This window comes from Burkholderia savannae, assembly GCF_001524445.2.
GTDB lineage: Bacteria > Pseudomonadota > Gammaproteobacteria > Burkholderiales > Burkholderiaceae > Burkholderia > Burkholderia savannae.
Map to the genome: position 1 here is coordinate 2,895,733 of NZ_CP013417.1, position 16,260 is coordinate 2,911,992.

At 67.6% G+C, this 16,260-nt stretch carries 14 protein-coding genes; 9 read left to right on the forward strand and 5 right to left on the reverse strand.

Features of this window, described 5'->3' with window-relative positions; all coding sequences use genetic code 11:
* Positions 1 to 267: 267 nt before the first annotated feature.
* Positions 268 to 534, forward strand: coding sequence for a double-stranded DNA-specific endonuclease (locus tag WS78_RS14290; RefSeq protein ID WP_004198606.1), 267 nt, complete (start codon positions 268 to 270; stop codon positions 532 to 534).
* Positions 535 to 597: 63 nt separating this feature from the next.
* Here the strand turns inward: WS78_RS14290 and WS78_RS14295 are convergent, their stop codons facing one another.
* Positions 598 to 1,911 carry an ATP-binding protein gene (locus tag WS78_RS14295; RefSeq protein ID WP_059574727.1) on the reverse strand — a complete coding sequence of 438 codons (1,314 nt, stop codon included), beginning with the start codon at positions 1,909 to 1,911 and terminating at the stop codon, positions 598 to 600.
* Positions 1,895 to 2,620: a response regulator gene (locus WS78_RS14300; protein WP_010102282.1), complete on the reverse strand. Its 726-nt coding sequence runs from the start codon at positions 2,618 to 2,620 to the stop codon at positions 1,895 to 1,897. The genes WS78_RS14295 and WS78_RS14300 overlap by 17 nt, the downstream gene beginning before the upstream one ends.
* Positions 2,621 to 2,862: 242 nt before the next feature.
* On the opposite strand from WS78_RS14300, the gene WS78_RS14305 reads away from it, so the two are divergent.
* A complete protein-coding gene (locus WS78_RS14305) occupies positions 2,863 to 3,408 on the forward strand; it encodes a periplasmic heavy metal sensor (RefSeq protein WP_038753561.1) in 546 nt (181 codons plus the stop codon).
* Between the two features lie 785 nt (positions 3,409 to 4,193).
* On the opposite strand, the gene WS78_RS14310 is transcribed toward WS78_RS14305, so the two are convergent.
* Complete coding sequence (locus WS78_RS14310) at positions 4,194 to 4,892, reverse strand: pirin family protein (RefSeq protein WP_038753558.1); 699 nt, start codon at positions 4,890 to 4,892, stop codon at positions 4,194 to 4,196.
* 376 nt (positions 4,893 to 5,268) lie between these two features.
* Between WS78_RS14310 and WS78_RS14320 the strand changes: the two genes are divergently transcribed.
* The 5 genes from WS78_RS14320 (at position 5,269) to WS78_RS14345 (ending at position 10,329) form a co-directional block, all read left to right on the forward strand.
* Positions 5,269 to 6,045: an ABC transporter substrate-binding protein gene (locus tag WS78_RS14320; RefSeq protein WP_038753556.1), complete on the forward strand. Its 777-nt coding sequence runs from the start codon at positions 5,269 to 5,271 to the stop codon at positions 6,043 to 6,045.
* A gap of 211 nt (positions 6,046 to 6,256) precedes the next feature.
* On the forward strand, positions 6,257 to 6,946 hold the full coding sequence (locus WS78_RS14325) for an ABC transporter permease (RefSeq protein ID WP_038753554.1): 690 nt from the start codon (positions 6,257 to 6,259) through the stop codon (positions 6,944 to 6,946).
* Positions 6,943 to 7,656 (forward strand): ABC transporter permease, encoded by a 714-nt coding sequence (locus WS78_RS14330; protein WP_038753552.1) that lies wholly within the window; start codon positions 6,943 to 6,945, stop codon positions 7,654 to 7,656. Before WS78_RS14325 ends, WS78_RS14330 begins: the two co-directional genes overlap by 4 nt.
* A 34-nt stretch (positions 7,657 to 7,690) precedes the next feature.
* Positions 7,691 to 8,458 (forward strand): ABC transporter ATP-binding protein, encoded by a 768-nt coding sequence (locus WS78_RS14335; RefSeq protein ID WP_082717284.1) that lies wholly within the window; start codon positions 7,691 to 7,693, stop codon positions 8,456 to 8,458.
* 782 nt (positions 8,459 to 9,240) lie between these two features.
* Positions 9,241 to 10,329, forward strand: coding sequence for a porin (locus tag WS78_RS14345; RefSeq protein WP_059574840.1), 1,089 nt, complete (start codon positions 9,241 to 9,243; stop codon positions 10,327 to 10,329).
* Between the two features lie 335 nt (positions 10,330 to 10,664).
* On the opposite strand, the gene WS78_RS14350 is transcribed toward WS78_RS14345, so the two are convergent.
* Together WS78_RS14350 and WS78_RS14355 are read right to left on the reverse strand one after the other, a co-directional pair.
* On the reverse strand, positions 10,665 to 11,003 hold the full coding sequence (locus WS78_RS14350) for a P-II family nitrogen regulator (protein WP_004193987.1): 339 nt from the start codon (positions 11,001 to 11,003) through the stop codon (positions 10,665 to 10,667).
* Between the two features lie 60 nt (positions 11,004 to 11,063).
* Positions 11,064 to 12,767 (reverse strand): NAD+ synthase, encoded by a 1,704-nt coding sequence (locus tag WS78_RS14355; protein WP_059574731.1) that lies wholly within the window; start codon positions 12,765 to 12,767, stop codon positions 11,064 to 11,066.
* A gap of 155 nt (positions 12,768 to 12,922) precedes the next feature.
* On the opposite strand from WS78_RS14355, the gene WS78_RS14360 reads away from it, so the two are divergent.
* On the forward strand, positions 12,923 to 14,101 hold the full coding sequence (locus WS78_RS14360) for a GNAT family N-acetyltransferase (protein ID WP_038751730.1): 1,179 nt from the start codon (positions 12,923 to 12,925) through the stop codon (positions 14,099 to 14,101).
* Between the two features lie 755 nt (positions 14,102 to 14,856).
* Entirely contained in the window at positions 14,857 to 16,251 is a 1,395-nt protein-coding gene (locus tag WS78_RS14365) for a DHA2 family efflux MFS transporter permease subunit (protein WP_059574733.1), read from the forward strand.
* Positions 16,252 to 16,260: the final 9 nt, after the last annotated feature.

The following is a 16,260-nucleotide window of genomic DNA, read 5'->3' on the forward strand; positions in this document are numbered from 1 at the left end:
TGTGGAAACCCCGCCCGGCCGCGAGCGCATCGGGCCCGGAACGGGCGGGCGGCGGGCGAATCTGCGAGGGGTGGCGGTGCGCCGGCTGGCCGCTGCTGCGCCGCAACGTCGAATTATGCCGCGATCCGGCCCTGCCGTGAACCCGCCCGAGCGCCCGCGCGACGCGCGCGCCCGCCAAGCGAGGCTTTCGTCGACGAACGGACACGCCGAAGCGGGTATGATCGGTATTAGCCCCAAGCGGGACCGATGGTCAATCAGGAGGAGTGAATGGCAGGAAATCTGGTTATCGTGTGCCGGGACCAGGACGCCGATGCGTTCGATCAACTGATGCAGGAATATGGCTCGTTCCAGACGCGGCTGTCGTCGACGGCCTGGTATCTGAACATGAACATCGTGCCCGAGACGCTGCAGGAGGACATCCTCGAGCGTGTCGGCAAGTACACGACGCTCTACATCTTCGAGGCGACGAGCGTCACCTACAACACGATCGACAGCAACGCCGCCGAGACGCTCAGCACGCTCTTCGGCGAGTGACCGGCCGCCCGCGGCCGTCCGGCGCGATCGCGCCGGGCGCCGCGGCTCCCGCGCGGCGGCGCGTCAGGACGCCTCCGCCTGCGGTTCGACCTTCGGCACGACGTCGAACGGAAACGACATCGCCACCCGCAAGCCCCCTTCTTCCCGGTTCCCGATCTCGCATGCGCCGCCCGTGCGCTGCACGAGCCGCTCGACGATCGCGAGCCCGAGGCCGCTGTGGCCGTTGCCGCCGCGCGCCGGATCGAGCCGCACGAACGGGCGCGTCGCGTCCGCCAGATCGCGCGGCGCGATGCCCTTGCCGTGGTCGCTGACCGTCAGCGTGTAACCCGCCGCGGTGCGCGCGGTCGCGATCACGACGGGCGGCGCGCCGTACGCGTGCGCGTTGTCGAGCAGGTTCGACAGCACCCGGTCGAGCGTCGCCGTCGGCAGGCGGAAGCCCGACCCCGCCGCGAGCTCGGTGCGCACGGTGGGCGCGTTCGGCGACACCGCGCGGTACGTGCGCGCGATCCGCGCGCACGCCTGATCGACCGACACGGGCTCGCTGCGGTCGGCGTCGCCGTGCGCGAACACGAGGAACTGATCGACGATGTGCGTCATCGAGTCGACGTCGCGCACGACGCCGTCGCGCAGCCGCGCGTCGTCCATCATCTCGGCGCGCAGCCGCATCCGCGCGAGCGGCGTGCGCAGATCGTGCGCGACGCCGGCGAGCATCACCGCGCGATCGTTCTCCGCGCGCGACACCTGCTGAACCATCTGGTTGAAGCCGTGCGTGAGCTGGCGCAACTCGCGAGGCCCCCGCTCGGGCAGCGGCGGCACCGCCATCCCGCGGCCGAAGCGCGCGACCGCGCGCGCGAGCGAGCTGAGCGGCTGCTGCAGCTGCCACGCGGCGAAGAGCGCCGCCATCACCGCGGCCGAGAAGATCATCACGAGCCAGATCACCATCCGGTCGAGCGAGCGCGACGGCCGCAGCGGTTGCACCGGCACGACGATCCAGTCGCGGTCGGTCGGCTGCTTCACCCACAGCACGGGCGGATGGCCCGGCTTGCCGATGCGCACCTGCGTGCCGGACGGCAAGCGGTCGCGCAGATCGTCGGCGAAGCGCCTGAGCGGCGGCGGCAGATCCTGCTTCGCGTCCGGCACGTCGCCGCTGCCCGGCGCGACGAGCCGCACGCGCGACGGCAGCGGCTGGTCGGGCGAGCGCTCCGCGTGCTGGCGCACCGCGTCGACGAGGAACGCCGCCTCCTCGACCGCGTAGCGCGTCTGAAACTGATTGCGCTCGAGCCGGATCGCGAAATACCACGCGAAATGCGACAGCAGCAGCACGCAGACGACGAGGAGCGCAAGCCGCCCGAACAGCGAATCAATGGGTTTGCGCATGAGCCTCGCCGTTCGGCACGAACACGTAGCCGCGTCCGCGCACCGTCTGGATGAAACGCGGCGTCGACGGGTCCGTTTCGAGAATCCGGCGCAGACGCCACACCTGCACGTCGATCCCGCGGTCGGTGCCGTCGTATTCGGGGCCGTGCAGCAGCTCGAGCAGGCGCTCGCGGGTGAGCGTGCGCAGCGCATGATTGACGAAAATCTTCAGCAGCGCGAATTCGCTGCTCGACAACGTCGCCGGCTTGCCGTCCACCGACAGCGTGCGCGCCTGGAAATCGAGCACGAAGCGGCCGAACGCGTACGGCTCGCGCTGCTCGGGCGCGGCCGCCGACGGCGTCGCGCGGCGGCGGCGCAGCACCGCCTGTGCGCGCGCGAGCAGCTCGCGCGGGTTGAACGGCTTGCCCAGGTAATCGTCCGCGCCGAGCTCGAGGCCGACGATGCGGTCGACGTCGTCCGCGCGCGCGGTCAGCATGATCACGGGAATGTCGTCGCCCGCCGCGCGCAGCTGGCGCAGCGCGGTCAGGCCGTCGACGCCCGGCATCATCAGGTCGAGCACGATGAGATCGGGGCGCTCGCGTTCGAGGCGCTTTTCGAGCGAAGCGGCGTCGTGCAGCACCGACACCTCGATGCCTTGCCGCACGAGGTAGTCGCGCAGCAGGTCGCGCAATTCTTGGTCGTCGTCGACGATGAGGATCTGAGTAGTCATGGCGTGAAGTTTACCGTGCGGGTTGTCGGGGCTGAGCGAAACAAATCCCTGAAAGGGTTACTGCGGATTACCGCGCAAGCAAAGTGTAATGCGCGGTAATCGCGGCCGCGGCGCACGTAACACGGCGGCGGCGGCGCTTGGATACGCTGCGCCTTACCGGATACGCCGACAGACGGCGAGGCGCGACCGCCCCACCGCCGAGCCGGCCGCAGCACCGGACTTTTCAATACAGGAGTTGCTCAATGTATAAGAAGACTTCCCGCCTGGCCATCGCCGCCGCCGTGCTCGCCCTGTCGTTCAGCGCCGTCTCGCACGCCGCGCCGCCCGACATGCCGCCGCCGGGCGGTCCGGGCGAGCATCATCACATGGACGGCGGCCCGTTCATGATGATGAAGCGCATCCACGACAAGCTGAACCTGAGCGCCGCGCAGGAGCAGCAATGGCAGGCCGCCGTCAACACGGCGAAACAGAACCGCGAGGCGATGCGCAAGAGCCACGACGCGCTGCGCCAGCAGTTCCAGGCCCAGCAGAGCCAGCCGATCCTCGACCTGAACGCGCTGCACGCGGCGCGCCAGCAGGCCGAGCAGCAGAACGCGCAGTTGCGCGAGCAAACGGCGTCCGCGTGGCTCGCGTTCTACAACGGCCTGAACGACCAGCAGAAGGCGACCGTCAGCACGGCGATCAAGCAGCATTTCGCGAAGATGGACGAGCGGCGCGCGAAGATGAAGGAGCGCTGGGAGCAGCGCCGCGCGGCGAAGGGCGCATCGGCGCCCGCGCCGCAGCAGTGAAGACGGGCCGCGCGGACGCGCCCGGCGACGCGATCGGGTAGCCGCCGTCGCGGGAGGCGCGTCAATGCGGTGCGGCGGTGCGATGCCGCGCGGTGCCGCGCGGTACGGAGCGGTACGGAGCGGTACGGAGCGGTGCGGAGCGATGCGGCGCGGTATGGCGCGGAGCGGTGCGCGACATTGCGTCACTTCTCGTCTCGGGCCGCGCCCGCCGCCCGAGCCGGACGTCGATCGGCGCATGCGATGCGCCGCAACGTCGCGTCCGGCACGCCCGCGCGCCCGATCCGCCAAGTCAGCCCCGCATGATCCGCCGCCCCTGGGTGCGGCCCCGGCTTCGCGAAACCGCTGCGCGCCCGATCGACTTCGCCCGTTGTCCCGTCGTTCGGCGCGCGTCCTGCGCACGGTCTCGTCGCGCGGTCTCGTGTCGTCGGCCGCATCAGCCCGGCCGAATTGCCCTCGCCGCGGGCCGCCGCCGGTACGAACGCCGCGACCGGCTCTCGCCCGCTCGCGGCGTTTTCACATCGGCGCGGCCCGCCCTCTTGCCGCGCCACCCTCGCCGCGTTCCGGCTTCCTCGCGCTTCGGCCCAAGGCGCGTCAACCGCTTCGCACTTCGACCTCCAGCGCGTCGCGCCTTTCCATGCCGAGCGACTTCGCTCCTCGACCTTTTCGGCTTCGTGTCCGTGTCAGTGTCCGACTTTCGACTTTCGACTTTCGACTTTCGACTTTCGACCTTCGACATCCGCCGCCCCGCCCGCATTCGGCAGGCGCATCGTCCGCCGCCGGCCGCATCACGCGAGATCGAACAGCAGCACCTCCGCGCGCTCGCCGCGCTCGAACACGACGGCCTCGACGTCGGCGATGCGCGCACCATCGCCCGCCTCGAGCGCGTTGCCGTTCACCGTCACGCCGCCGCGCGCGACGTGCACATACACGCGCCGCCCGCCCGGCACCGCGAACTCGGCGCGCTCGTCGCCGTCGATCAGGCCCGCATAGATCGACGCGTCCGCGCGCATCGACACCGATCCGTCGCGCCCGTCCGGCGACGCGACGAGCCGCAGCCGGCCGCGCTTGTCCGCGTCGGCGAAGCGCACCTCCTGATAGCCGGGCCGGCCGCCCCGCTCGGTCGGCAGCAGCCAGATCTGCAGCAGATGCAGCGGCGCCTCCCGCGACGCGTTGTATTCGCTGTGCACGATCCCCGTGCCCGCGCTCATCCGCTGCACGTCGCCCGCGCGGATGATCGAGCCGTTGCCCATGCTGTCGCGGTGCGCGAGCGCGCCGTCGAGCACGTACGTGACGATCTCCATGTCGCGATGCGGATGCATGCCGAAGCCGCGCGTCGGCGCGATGCGGTCGTCGTTCAGCACGCGCAGCGCGCCGAAGTGCACGTGCTCGGGATCGCGATAGTCGGCGAACGAAAAGCTGTGATGGCTATCGAGCCAGCCATGATTGGCGTGGCCGCGATCGCCCGCGCGGCGGATCTGAAACATGACGCCTCCCATTGAGAAATGTCGACAGCCTCGAATGTAGGGGTCGCACGCGCATGCAACAATCCTGCACGGTTGCACCGGATCGTTGCGGCGATCCATGCAATCGTCCGAACGATTCCCGGCGCGCCGCCCTTCGCGCTCGCGTGCGGCCGGGCGAAACGCGCGCCCGGCGAAACGCGCGCATCGTTTGTTCTAGGCCGCGGCCGGCGTTCGGGTAAAATACCGCGCTTTTGGCCGCCGTCGACGGCGCTGCGCCCCCTTTCGAGGCGCGCCGAGGTCGACGAACGCGAATTTTGGCCGCCTTAGAATACGCCCGGCGCGCGCATGCCCGGACGCGTCCGGCCGCGCGGCCGGGGAAGTCAGGAAGAGGAACGACATGAAGAAGCTCGCCTTGTGCGCGGCCCTCGCCCTCGCGGCGGGCGGCGCCTTCGCGAAGGAATGGAAGACCGTGCGGATCGGCGTCGACGCCAGCTATCCGCCGTTCGAATCGACCGCGCCGAGCGGCGAGATCGTCGGATTCGACGTCGATCTCGCGAAGGAAGTCTGCAAGCGGATCAATGCGAAGTGCGTGTGGACGCCGCAGGATCTCGACGGAATCATCCCCGCGCTGAAGGCGAAGAAATTCGACGTGATCGTGTCGTCGCTGACCGTCACCGACAAGCGCCGCGAACAGATCGATTTCTCCGACAAGCTGTACGACGCGCCCGCGCGAATGATCGCGAAGGCGGGCTCGCCGCTTCAGCCGAGCGTCGAATCGCTGAAGGGCAAGCGCGTCGGCGTCGAGCAGGGCTCGACCCAGGAGACGTTCGCCAAGACGCACTGGGAGCCGAAGGGCGTGACCATCGTGTCGTACCAGAACCAGGATCAGGTGTACGCCGATCTCGGCTCCGGCCGCCTCGACGCGACGCTGCAAGACGAGCTGCAGGCCGACTACGGCTTCCTGCGCACGCCGCGCGGCAAGGGCTTCGCGTGGGCGGGCGCGGCCGCGAAGGACCCGAAGACGCTCGGCGACGGCACCGCGATGGGCCTGCGCAAGGAGGATGCGGACCTGAAGGACGCGATCAACCGCGCGCTCGCGTCGATGCACAAGGACGGCACGTACGACAAGCTGTCGCACAAGTACTTCCCGTACAGCATCTATTCGGCGAAATGAGCGCCGAGCGGGCCGCGCCGAGCGACCGGCGCGCGGCCCGCGCAGCACCAGCGGTCGACACCACGCGCCGTGAAGCGCCGCCGCCCCGCCGATCGCGGGCGCGACGGCGCGATCCGCGAAAGCGGAACGGCGATGACACGCACGGGGCGTCTCGCGCAACACGCGAGCCGCGTCTTTCGCGGCGCGCACGACGCACCGTCAAGGACTTCATATGTTTCTTCAAGGCTACGGCCCGCTGATCCTCTCCGGCACCTGGCAAACCGTCAAGCTCGCGGTGCTGTCGCTCGCGCTGTCGTTCCTGCTCGGCCTCGTCGGCGCGGCGGCGAAACTGTCGAAGAACCGCCTGTCGAGCGGAATCGGCACGCTCTACACGACGCTCATCCGCGGCGTGCCGGACCTCGTGCTGATGCTGCTGCTCTTCTACAGCCTGCAGATCTGGCTGAATCAGTTCACCGATCTGATGAACTGGGATCAAATCGACATCGATCCGTTCGCGGCCGGCGTGCTCGTGCTCGGCTTCATCTACGGCGCGTACTTCACCGAGACGTTCCGCGGCGCATTCCTCGCGGTGCCGCGCGGCCAGCTCGAGGCGGGCAGCGCGTACGGAATGACGAACTGGCAGGTGTTCACGCGAATCATGTTCCCGCAGATGATGCGCTTCGCGCTGCCCGGCATCGGCAACAACTGGCAAGTGCTCGTGAAGTCGACGGCGCTCGTGTCGATCATCGGCCTCGCCGACGTCGTGAAGGCGTCGCAGGACGCGGGCAAGGGCACGCTGCGTTTCTTCTTCTTCACGTTGCTCGCGGGCGCGATCTACCTCGCGATCACGACGATCTCGAACTTCGTGCTGATGTGGCTCGAGAAGCGCTATTCGACAGGCGTACGCAAGGCTGACCTATGATCGAACTGATCCAAGAATACTGGCGCAATTACCTGTATACCGACGGGTATCGCTTCACCGGCCTTGCGATCACGCTGTGGCTGCTCGTCGTGTCGATCGGAATCGGCTTCTGCCTGTCCGTGCCGCTCGCGGTCGCGCGCGTGTCGAGGAAGAAGTGGCTTTCCGGCGCCGTGTGGCTCTATACGTACGTGTTTCGCGGCACGCCGCTCTACGTGCAGCTGCTGCTCTGCTACACGGGCCTCTACAGCCTGCAGGCCGTGCGCGGCACGCCGATGCTCGACGCGTTCTTCCGCGACGGCATGAACTGCACGCTGCTCGCATTCACGCTGAACACCTGCGCGTACACGACCGAGATCTTCGCGGGCGCGATCAAGTCGACCTCGTACGGCGAGATCGAGGCGGCGCGCGCGTACGGGATGTCGACGTTCACGCTGTATCGGCGGATCGTGCTGCCGTCGGCGCTGCGCCGCGCGCTGCCGCTCTACAGCAACGAAGTGATCCTGATGCTGCACGCGACGACGGTCGCGTTCACGGCGACCGTGCCCGACATCCTGAAGATCGCGCGCGACGTCAATTCGGCGACCTACATGTCGTTCCACGCATTCGGCATCGCCGCCCTTCTCTACCTCGCGATCTCGTTTACGCTCGTGTGGCTGTTCCGCCGCGCCGAGCGTCGCTGGCTCGCATACCTGCGCCCGCAAGGCAAATGAGTTTCGCCCGGACATGCCTCAGATAAACACCCAGATGCACAAGCTCTTCGTCGACGATCTCCACAAGCGCTACGGCAACAACGAAGTTTTGAAGGGCGTCTCGCTGCGCGCGAACGCGGGCGACGTGATCAGCGTGATCGGTTCGTCCGGTTCGGGCAAGAGCACGATGCTTCGCTGCATCAACTTCCTCGAGCAGCCCAATGCCGGCCGCATCTTCGTCGACGGCGAGGAGGTGCGCACCGCGCAGGACAAGACGGGCGCGCTCAAGGCGGCCGATTCGAAGCAACTGCAGCGCGTGCGCACGAAGCTCGCGATGGTGTTCCAGCACTTCAACCTGTGGGCGCACATGAACGTGCTCGAGAACGTGATGGAGGCGCCGGTGCACGTGCTCGGCCTTCCGAAGCGCGAGGCCGAGGAGCGCGCGCGCGAATATCTGGAGAAGGTGGGCCTCGCGCCGCGCGTGGAAAAGCAGTATCCGTCGCATCTGTCGGGCGGTCAGCAGCAGCGCGTCGCAATTGCGCGCGCGCTCGCGATGCATCCGGACGTGATGCTGTTCGACGAGCCGACGTCGGCGCTCGACCCGGAGCTCGTCGGCGAAGTGCTCAAGGTGATGCAAAAGCTCGCGGAGGAAGGGCGCACGATGATCGTCGTCACGCACGAGATGGGCTTCGCGCGCAACGTGTCGAACCACGTGATGTTCCTGCACCAGGGGCGGGTCGAGGAAGAAGGCGCGCCCGCCGACGTGTTCGGCAACACGAAGAGCGAGCGCCTGAGGCAGTTCCTGTCGGGCAGCCTCAAGTAAGCCGCCGAGCAGGCGCGCCGTGCGGCGCACGCCCCGCCCGCGCCACCGTCTCGTCACGCCGCATCCGGCTCGAACTCTTTCGCGGCATCCGCGGGCGCTTCGCTCGCGAACGCGCGCAGCGCGTCGCCCGCGAGCCGGTAACGCACCCACTCGCTCTGCGCGCTCGCGCCGATTCCCTCGTAGAAACGGATCGCGGGCGCATCGACCGCTCGCGCACGCTGACGCCGGCTCCGCCGTGCGCCGCGTCGCAAACGGCGAAACGGCGAAACGGCGGCCGCGCGCCCGGTCCGCCAGCCGCGTTTTCATTACGGATTCCTGACGCAATCGGCGCCGGCGCTTTTAACCGCACGAATTTCCAGCGTCAATAGTGGCAATCCTTGACCCATGCCCCCGGATTCCGTGCGTGCCTTGACGGGCAAGGGATTCGGCCGCGTTGACGAAAGTCGTCCGGCGGTGCCGCGCACACATATATGGCGATTTGGCGACACGTGCTAGTCAAACAACGATTTTCGTCGCCACAAAAGTGTATTTTTGCTAAATTAGTAACCAAAGTAGCAAAACGAAAGTCATGAAATGTAGTTTGACTTCATGACAACAGGAGACCCCGGCAAGGCCAATCGGCCGCACGGGCCCGCAAAACGGCACTCCCGTTCGCTTCGCTCAAGTGCGTCGCCCATCCGGCCTGCACGCGGTCTCTCTGGTTACCCCATTTTGTCCGGCACGCAAAGCCGGACAGGTTGCGCAGTTCTGGGTTGACTTTTTGACAGGGTATGGAGGAGATGATGAAGAAAGCTATGCTCGCGGCAGTACTGGCGACTGCCGGAGTGGCGGCTCACGCTCAAAGCAGCGTGACGCTGTACGGCCGTCTGGACGCCGGCATCGAATACATGAACGGCCTGCCGAGCGCGAACGGCGGCAGCACGAGCCGCTGGCGCGCGGAAAGCGGCGACTGGGGCACGAGCCTGTGGGGCTTGAAGGGCTCCGAGGACATCGGCGGCGGCAACAAGATCGTGTTCCAGCTCGAAGGCAGCTTCGACACGATGAACGGCAACGGCCCGGGCGGCGGCAGCCTCTGGAATCGCTGGGCGACGATCGGCATCTCCAACGACGCATACGGTACCCTGCTGCTCGGCCGCGAGCTCGCGATCGCGAACGGCGTGTGGGACTTCGACCCGTTCGGGCAGTCGTCGTGGTCGACGGCGTCGCTCGTGCGCGGCCGCAACTGGAACAAGACCAGCAACAACATTTCGTATCAATCGCCGAAGCTCTACGGCTTCGACGTCTACGGCCAATACGCGTTGTCGAACGCGACGAACTGGAACGGCAACGGCTCGACGAGCCAGGGCCGCAGCGCGGGCCTGCAACTGACCTACACGACGTCGCTCTTCCAGATCCGCGGCCTCTATGACGAAGCGCGCGATCCGGCCAACGGCAAGCTCGACGACGTGTTCAACTACTCGCGCGAATACTTCGCCGGCGTGAACGTGTTCCTCGGCCAGTTCAAGCTGCAGGCGGCGTACCAGGCATCGCACGCGGACGGCGGCCCGGCCGTGAACAACGGCATCACGACGACGCAGCAAGTCTGGGGCGGCGTGACGTGGCAGGCAACGCCCGCCGCCGCGCTGATCGCGGCCGTCTATCACGTGAACGCGAACCACGGCGGCGGCAACGCGAACATCTACACGGTCGGCGGCTCGTACAACCTGTCCAAGCGCACGCTGCTCGACGTGCAGGTCGCGACGGTGCGCAACAGCAAGACCGCGAACTTCGGCCTGAACGCGAACCCGGCCGGCACCGACATCTCCACGGGCAACCCGAAGTTCGGCGGCAACCAGACGGGCGTGTACGCCGGCATCCAGCACCTGTTCTAAGCACACGCGCTGGATCATTCGAACCGATAGTCTTTTCACGCTGCTGCGAGAGGCGCGTACCGGTGCGATACCTTGGGGTGTCGCACCGTTTTTTTTATTTGTGTCGCGTGCGCGGATACGCATGAAAGCGCATGGCGCGCTGCGCGGCGTATGTTGCGCGATCGGCGCGCCGGCCGATATCCGCGCGGCGCGGCGTCGAACACCGTGCGCGCGTTGCAAGCGTTATGGGCGCTGTGGGCGCTGCGGGCGATGCGCGGGCGAACTCCTCGGCGGCGACCTCGCGCGGCCGAAGCCGCCCGGCCCCGCCGCACCGGCGGCCGCGCGCATCCGGGGCGTCAAACGGCCGCTTCGTTCTCCTCGCCCGTGCGAATCCGGATCACGCGCTCGACATCCGACACGAAGATCTTGCCGTCGCCGATCTTGCCGGTGCGCGCCGCGCCGATCACCGCGTCGATCACCTGATCGACGAGATTGTTCGCGACGACCACTTCGATCTTCATCTTCGGCAGGAAGTCGACCACGTACTCGGCGCCGCGATAGAGCTCCGTGTGCCCCTTCTGGCGGCCGAAGCCCTTCACTTCCGTCACGGTGAGCCCGGTCAGGCCGACTTCGGCGAGCGCCTCGCGCACTTCGTCCAGCTTGAACGGCTTGATGATGGCGGTGATGCGTTTCATGATGTGCCCCTTGCGTCGAATGAATGAAAGTCGTCCGCCGATTCTACGCCGCGCGCCGCGTCAGTCGATGCTCTCGGTGAAGCGCGACGTGATCGGATAGCGCCAGTCGCGCCCGAACGCGCGATGCGTGACGCGAATGCCGACAGGCGCCTGGCGGCGCTTGTACTCGTTGATCTTGATGAGCCGCGTGACGCGCTTCACGTCCGTCTCCGAATAGCCCGCCGCGACGATGTCCGCGAGCGGCCGGTCCTCTTCCATGTACATCCGCATGATCGCGTCGAGCACGTCGTACGGCGGCAGGCTGTCCTGGTCGGTCTGATTCTCGCGCAGCTCCGCGGACGGCGCGCGCGTCAAGATTCGCTCGGGAATGATGTCGGGCTTGCCGTACTCGGCCGCCGCGTTGCGGTAGTGGCAGAGCCGGTAGACGAGCGTCTTCGCGATGTCCTTGATCACCGCGAAGCCGCCCGCCATGTCGCCGTACAGCGTGCAGTAGCCGACTGCCATCTCGCTCTTGTTGCCCGTCGTCAGCACGATCGAGCCGAACTTGTTCGACAGCGCCATCAGCAGCGTGCCGCGAATGCGCGCCTGGATGTTCTCCTCGGTCGCATCTTCCGCGCGGCCCGCGAATTCGGCGGCGAGCGACGCGCGGAACGCGTCGAACATCGGCGCGATGGCGATCTCGTCGTAGCGCACGCCGACGCGCCTGGCCATGTCCGCCGCGTCGGTCGTCGAGATGTCGGCCGTGTAGCGCGACGGCATCATCACCGCGCGCACGCGCCCGGCGCCGAGCGCGTCGACCGCGACCGCGAGCACGAGCGCCGAATCGACGCCGCCCGACAGCCCGATGATCGCGCCCGGAAAACCGTTCTTGCCGATGTAGTCGCGCACGCCGAGCACGAGCGCGCGATACACCTGCGCCTCGACCGAGAGCGCCGGCGCGATGCGCGCGGGCAGCGGCCGGGCGCCGTCGAATTCGACGATCGCGTGGCCTTCCTCGAACTGCGGCATCTTCGCGACGAGCTCGCCCGCGCCGTCGAGCACGAACGAGCCGCCGTCGAACACGAGCTCGTCCTGGCCGCCGACGAGGTTCACGTAGACCATCGGCAGGCCCGTCTCGCGAATCCGCGCGCGCAGGATGTCGATGCGCACCGCCTCCTTGTTCATGTGATACGGCGAGCCGTTCGGCACGATCAGCACCTGCGCGCCCGCGGCCTTCGCGAGCTGCGCGGCCGACGCGTGCCACACGTCCTCGCAGATCACGACGCCGAACTTCACACCGTTCAGCTCGAACACGTACGGCGCGGCGTCGGTCGCGAAGTAGCGCTTCTCGTCGAACACCTCGGTGTTCGGCAGATCCTGCTTCCGGTACGTGCCGACGATCTCGCCGCCGACGATGAGCGACGCCGCGTTGTACGTGTCGACGGGCGCGACGCCGCGCTCGATCGCGCGGTTTGCATTACCATCGGCGCTTGGCGCGCCCGCGCCGGTCCCGCGCAGCGGATGGCCGACGAGCACCGCGAGCCCCGTGAGCGGCGCGAGTTGCGCGGCGAGCGCGGCGAGCGCCGCGTCGGACGCCGCGTAGAACGCGGGACGCAGCAGCAGATCCTCGGGCGGATAGCCCGACAGCGCGAGTTCCGGCGCGATCAGAAGCTGCGCGCCGGCGTCGTGCGCGGCGCGTGCGGCGGCGACGATCTTGGCGACGTTGCCGGCGAAATCGCCGACGGTGACGTTGAGTTGGGCAAGTGCGATACGGGTCGTCTTCATCACGGGATCAGCGCGGCCTCCTCGGGCCGCGGCGCGAACAGCTTTGATCAAACGCACGGCCGGCCGGCGCGACAGCGCGCCTGGCCGACGGTGCAAACGGGTACGAACGGGTACTGACAGGTACAACCGGCCACTAAAGAAACGGATTCGGATCGTTGAAACACGAACGCTGCGATTATCGCATGGGCATCCTGTCGTCTCCGCTCGACGCAAGCGCCGCGGAGTGGGACGCGCTCGTCGCGCGCGCGCCGCGCCCGACACCCTTTCTGAAACACGCCTTCCTGAGCGCGCTGCACCGCGCGGGCTGCGCGGTCGACGACACCGGCTGGACGCCGCGCTTCGTCACGCTCGCGGACGCCGCGACGGGCGCGCTCGTCGCGGCCGCGCCCGTCTATGCGAAGCGCCATTCGTATGGCGAATACGTGTTCGACTGGGCGTGGGCCGACGCATACCAGCGCAACGAGCTGCCGTATTACCCGAAGCTGCTGTGCGCGGTGCCGTTCACGCCCGTGCAGGGCAGCCGGCTCCTCGCCGTCGACGACGACGCGCGCCGCCGGCTCGCCGCGACGCTCGTCGCGCTCGCCGAGCAGAGCGAGGTGTCTTCGCTGCACGTGCTGTTTCCGACCGAAGACGAGGCGCGCACGCTCGCCGACATGGGGATGATGCTGCGCGAAGGCGTGCAGTTCCATTGGCTCAACGACGGCTACCGCGATTTCGACGCGTTCCTCGGCACGCTCGAGCAGAAGAAGCGCAAGAACATCCGCGCGGAACGCCGCAAGGTCGCGCAAGCGGGCGTCACGTTCCGGCGCGTGCGCGGCGAGGACGCGACCGACGCGGATTGGCGTTTCTTCGCGCGCTGCTACCGCCAGACGTACCGCGAGCACTTCTCGAGCCCGTATCTGACTCTCGATTTCTTCCGCGAGATCGGCGCGACGATGCCGGAGAACCTGCTGCTCGTGATCGCCGAGCGCGACGGCCGGCCGATCGCGAGCGCGCTCGCCGTCTACCAGCGCGACGCGTCGGGCGGCGGCACGCTGTACGGCCGCTACTGGGGCGCGCTCGAACACGTGCCGTGCCTGCATTTCGAAACCGCGTACTACCAGTTGCTCGAATTCTGCATCGACGAGCGGCTCGACACGTTCGAAGGCGGCGCGCAAGGCGAGCACAAGCTCGCGCGCGGCTTCATGCCGACCGTCACGCGCTCCGCGCACTGGCTCGCGCATCCGGCGTTCGCCGACGCGGTGGGCCGCTTCCTCTCGCAGGAGGCGAACCAGATTCACGCCTACGTCGACGAGTTGCGCGAGCACAATCCGTTCAGGGACGGCGAACGCTGACCACGACGCGATGCCCGCGGCGTGCGCCTCGTCCCGCGGCCGGCAGTCGCGCGAGCGCGGCGCGCCGGCCTCCCAAACGGCATCGCCATTCATTTCCCTCAACAGGTTATGCGAGATATTTGATTATCATTCGTTCCAAATCGGAAATTGAAAGATTATTCGGTTGCACTATTCACACAAAAACCCCTAGACTTTCGGTGCGCTTAATGCGCACCGAAATAGAGAGAGGCGGATTTCATTCGCTTTCGTCCCTGTTTCTGATTTTCGGATTCGATATTCTGAAAATCGATAAAAACACTCATATTCCAAGGCCACCCGCTAGCTTCACCCTTCGGCGCACCGCCTGACGCGGTCGGAGAGGATGGGGAGACATTTTGATCTTTTGGTTGAGAATCTTCATGCGGATTATCAATTAGGAGTATTAAATGATGTCATTCCATCTGCCGATTCTAAACGGCACGCGCCGGCCATTCTTATCGCCCTATATCAGTCCCGAAACGCCGTTTGAAATGGCGTCTGCGAAACCAGCGCGGCGGCGCAAGCCATCGGGCTTCCCGCCCCTCGGCGCTCGCCGAGCGGCCCGCGCGGCGGGCGCCGCTCCGGCCGCCTGCCTGCCGCCCGCCACGCGCCTCGACACGCGCGCCCACTAACCAACGCCCCCGACGATCTCGGGCAAGCGCTGCGCGCCGCCCGAGGCGGCGGGGCTTGCGTCGCGCGCGCCAGGCGCGACGCACCCAACTCATCGGTCCGCGCTCATGCCCAACACCTCTTCCCGAACGACGCTGCTATGGATCGTCGCCACCGCGTTCTTCATGCAGTCCGTCGACACGACCATCGTCAACACGGCGCTGCCGTCGATCGCCCACGCGCTCGGCCAGGACGCGCTCTCGATGCACGGCGTCGTCACCGCCTACACACTGACGATGGCCACCCTCACGCCCGCGTCCGGCTGGCTCGCGGATCGCTTTGGCACGCGTCGCGTGTTCTTCGTCGCGATTGTCGTGTTCGCGCTCGGCTCGCTCTGCTGCGCGGCCGCGACGAGCGCGACGCAGCTCGTCGTCGCCCGCGTGCTGCAAGGCATCGGCGGCTCGATGCTGCTGCCGATCGGCCGGCTCGCGGTACTGCGCGGTGTGCCCGGCGACGAATACGTGGCCGCGCTCGCGTTCGTGTCGATCTTCGGCCAGATCGGGCCGATCCTCGGCCCAACGCTCGGCGGCTGGCTCACGCAGTCGATGTCGTGGTACTGGGTGTTCCTCGTCAACCTGCCGATCTGCGCGGTCGGCCTCGTCGCCGTCCGCCGCTACATGCCGCGCGACGAGCCGATCGATCCTCCGCCGTTCGACTACACGGGCTACACGCTGCTGTCGAGCGCGATGATCGTCGGCTCGCTCGCGATCGACGCGTTGTCCGACGGCGGCTACACGGACTGGACCCTCGGCGTGACCGCGATCGCCGCGGCCGCGGCGATCATGTACGTCGCCCATGCGCGCCGGCGCGCGAATCCGCTCTTCCGGCTCGAACTCTTTCGCGAACCGAACTTCGCTGTCGGCCTCGCCGGCAACCTGGTCTCGCGGATCGGCATCGGCGCGACGCCCTTCCTGCTGCCGCTGATGATGCAGCTCGAATTCGGCTATTCTCCGTTGCGCTCGGGGCTCATGCTCGTGCCGGCCGCCATCGCGGGCGTGATCGCGAAGCCGTGGATCGCGCCGCTCGTTCGCCGCTACGGCTATCGCACGTTTCTGTTCGTCAACACGCTGATCGTCGGCGCCGTGATCGCGCTGTTCGCGGCGATCGGCCCCGACACGCCGCTCGTCGCCGAAATGGCGCTGATTGCGATCTTCGGCGCGATCAACTCGATTCAGATCGCGGCAATGAACAGCGTGACGCTGAAAGGCCTGCCGCACCGCGACGCGGCGAGCGGCAACAGCCTGTATTCGATGGTGCAGATGCTGTCGATGGGGCTCGGCGCGTCGGTGGGCAGCGGGCTCACGAGCCTGTTTGGCGAGCAGACCGGCTCGTCGCTGCTCGGCTTCAAGCTGAGCTTCGTTTGCGTCGGCGTGGTGACGCTCGTGTCCGCGGCGATCTTCCGGCGCATCCAGGAAGCGCCCGCGACGCGCACACGGCCCGGCCACGCGGTCGCGCACCGCTAGCCGCGCGAC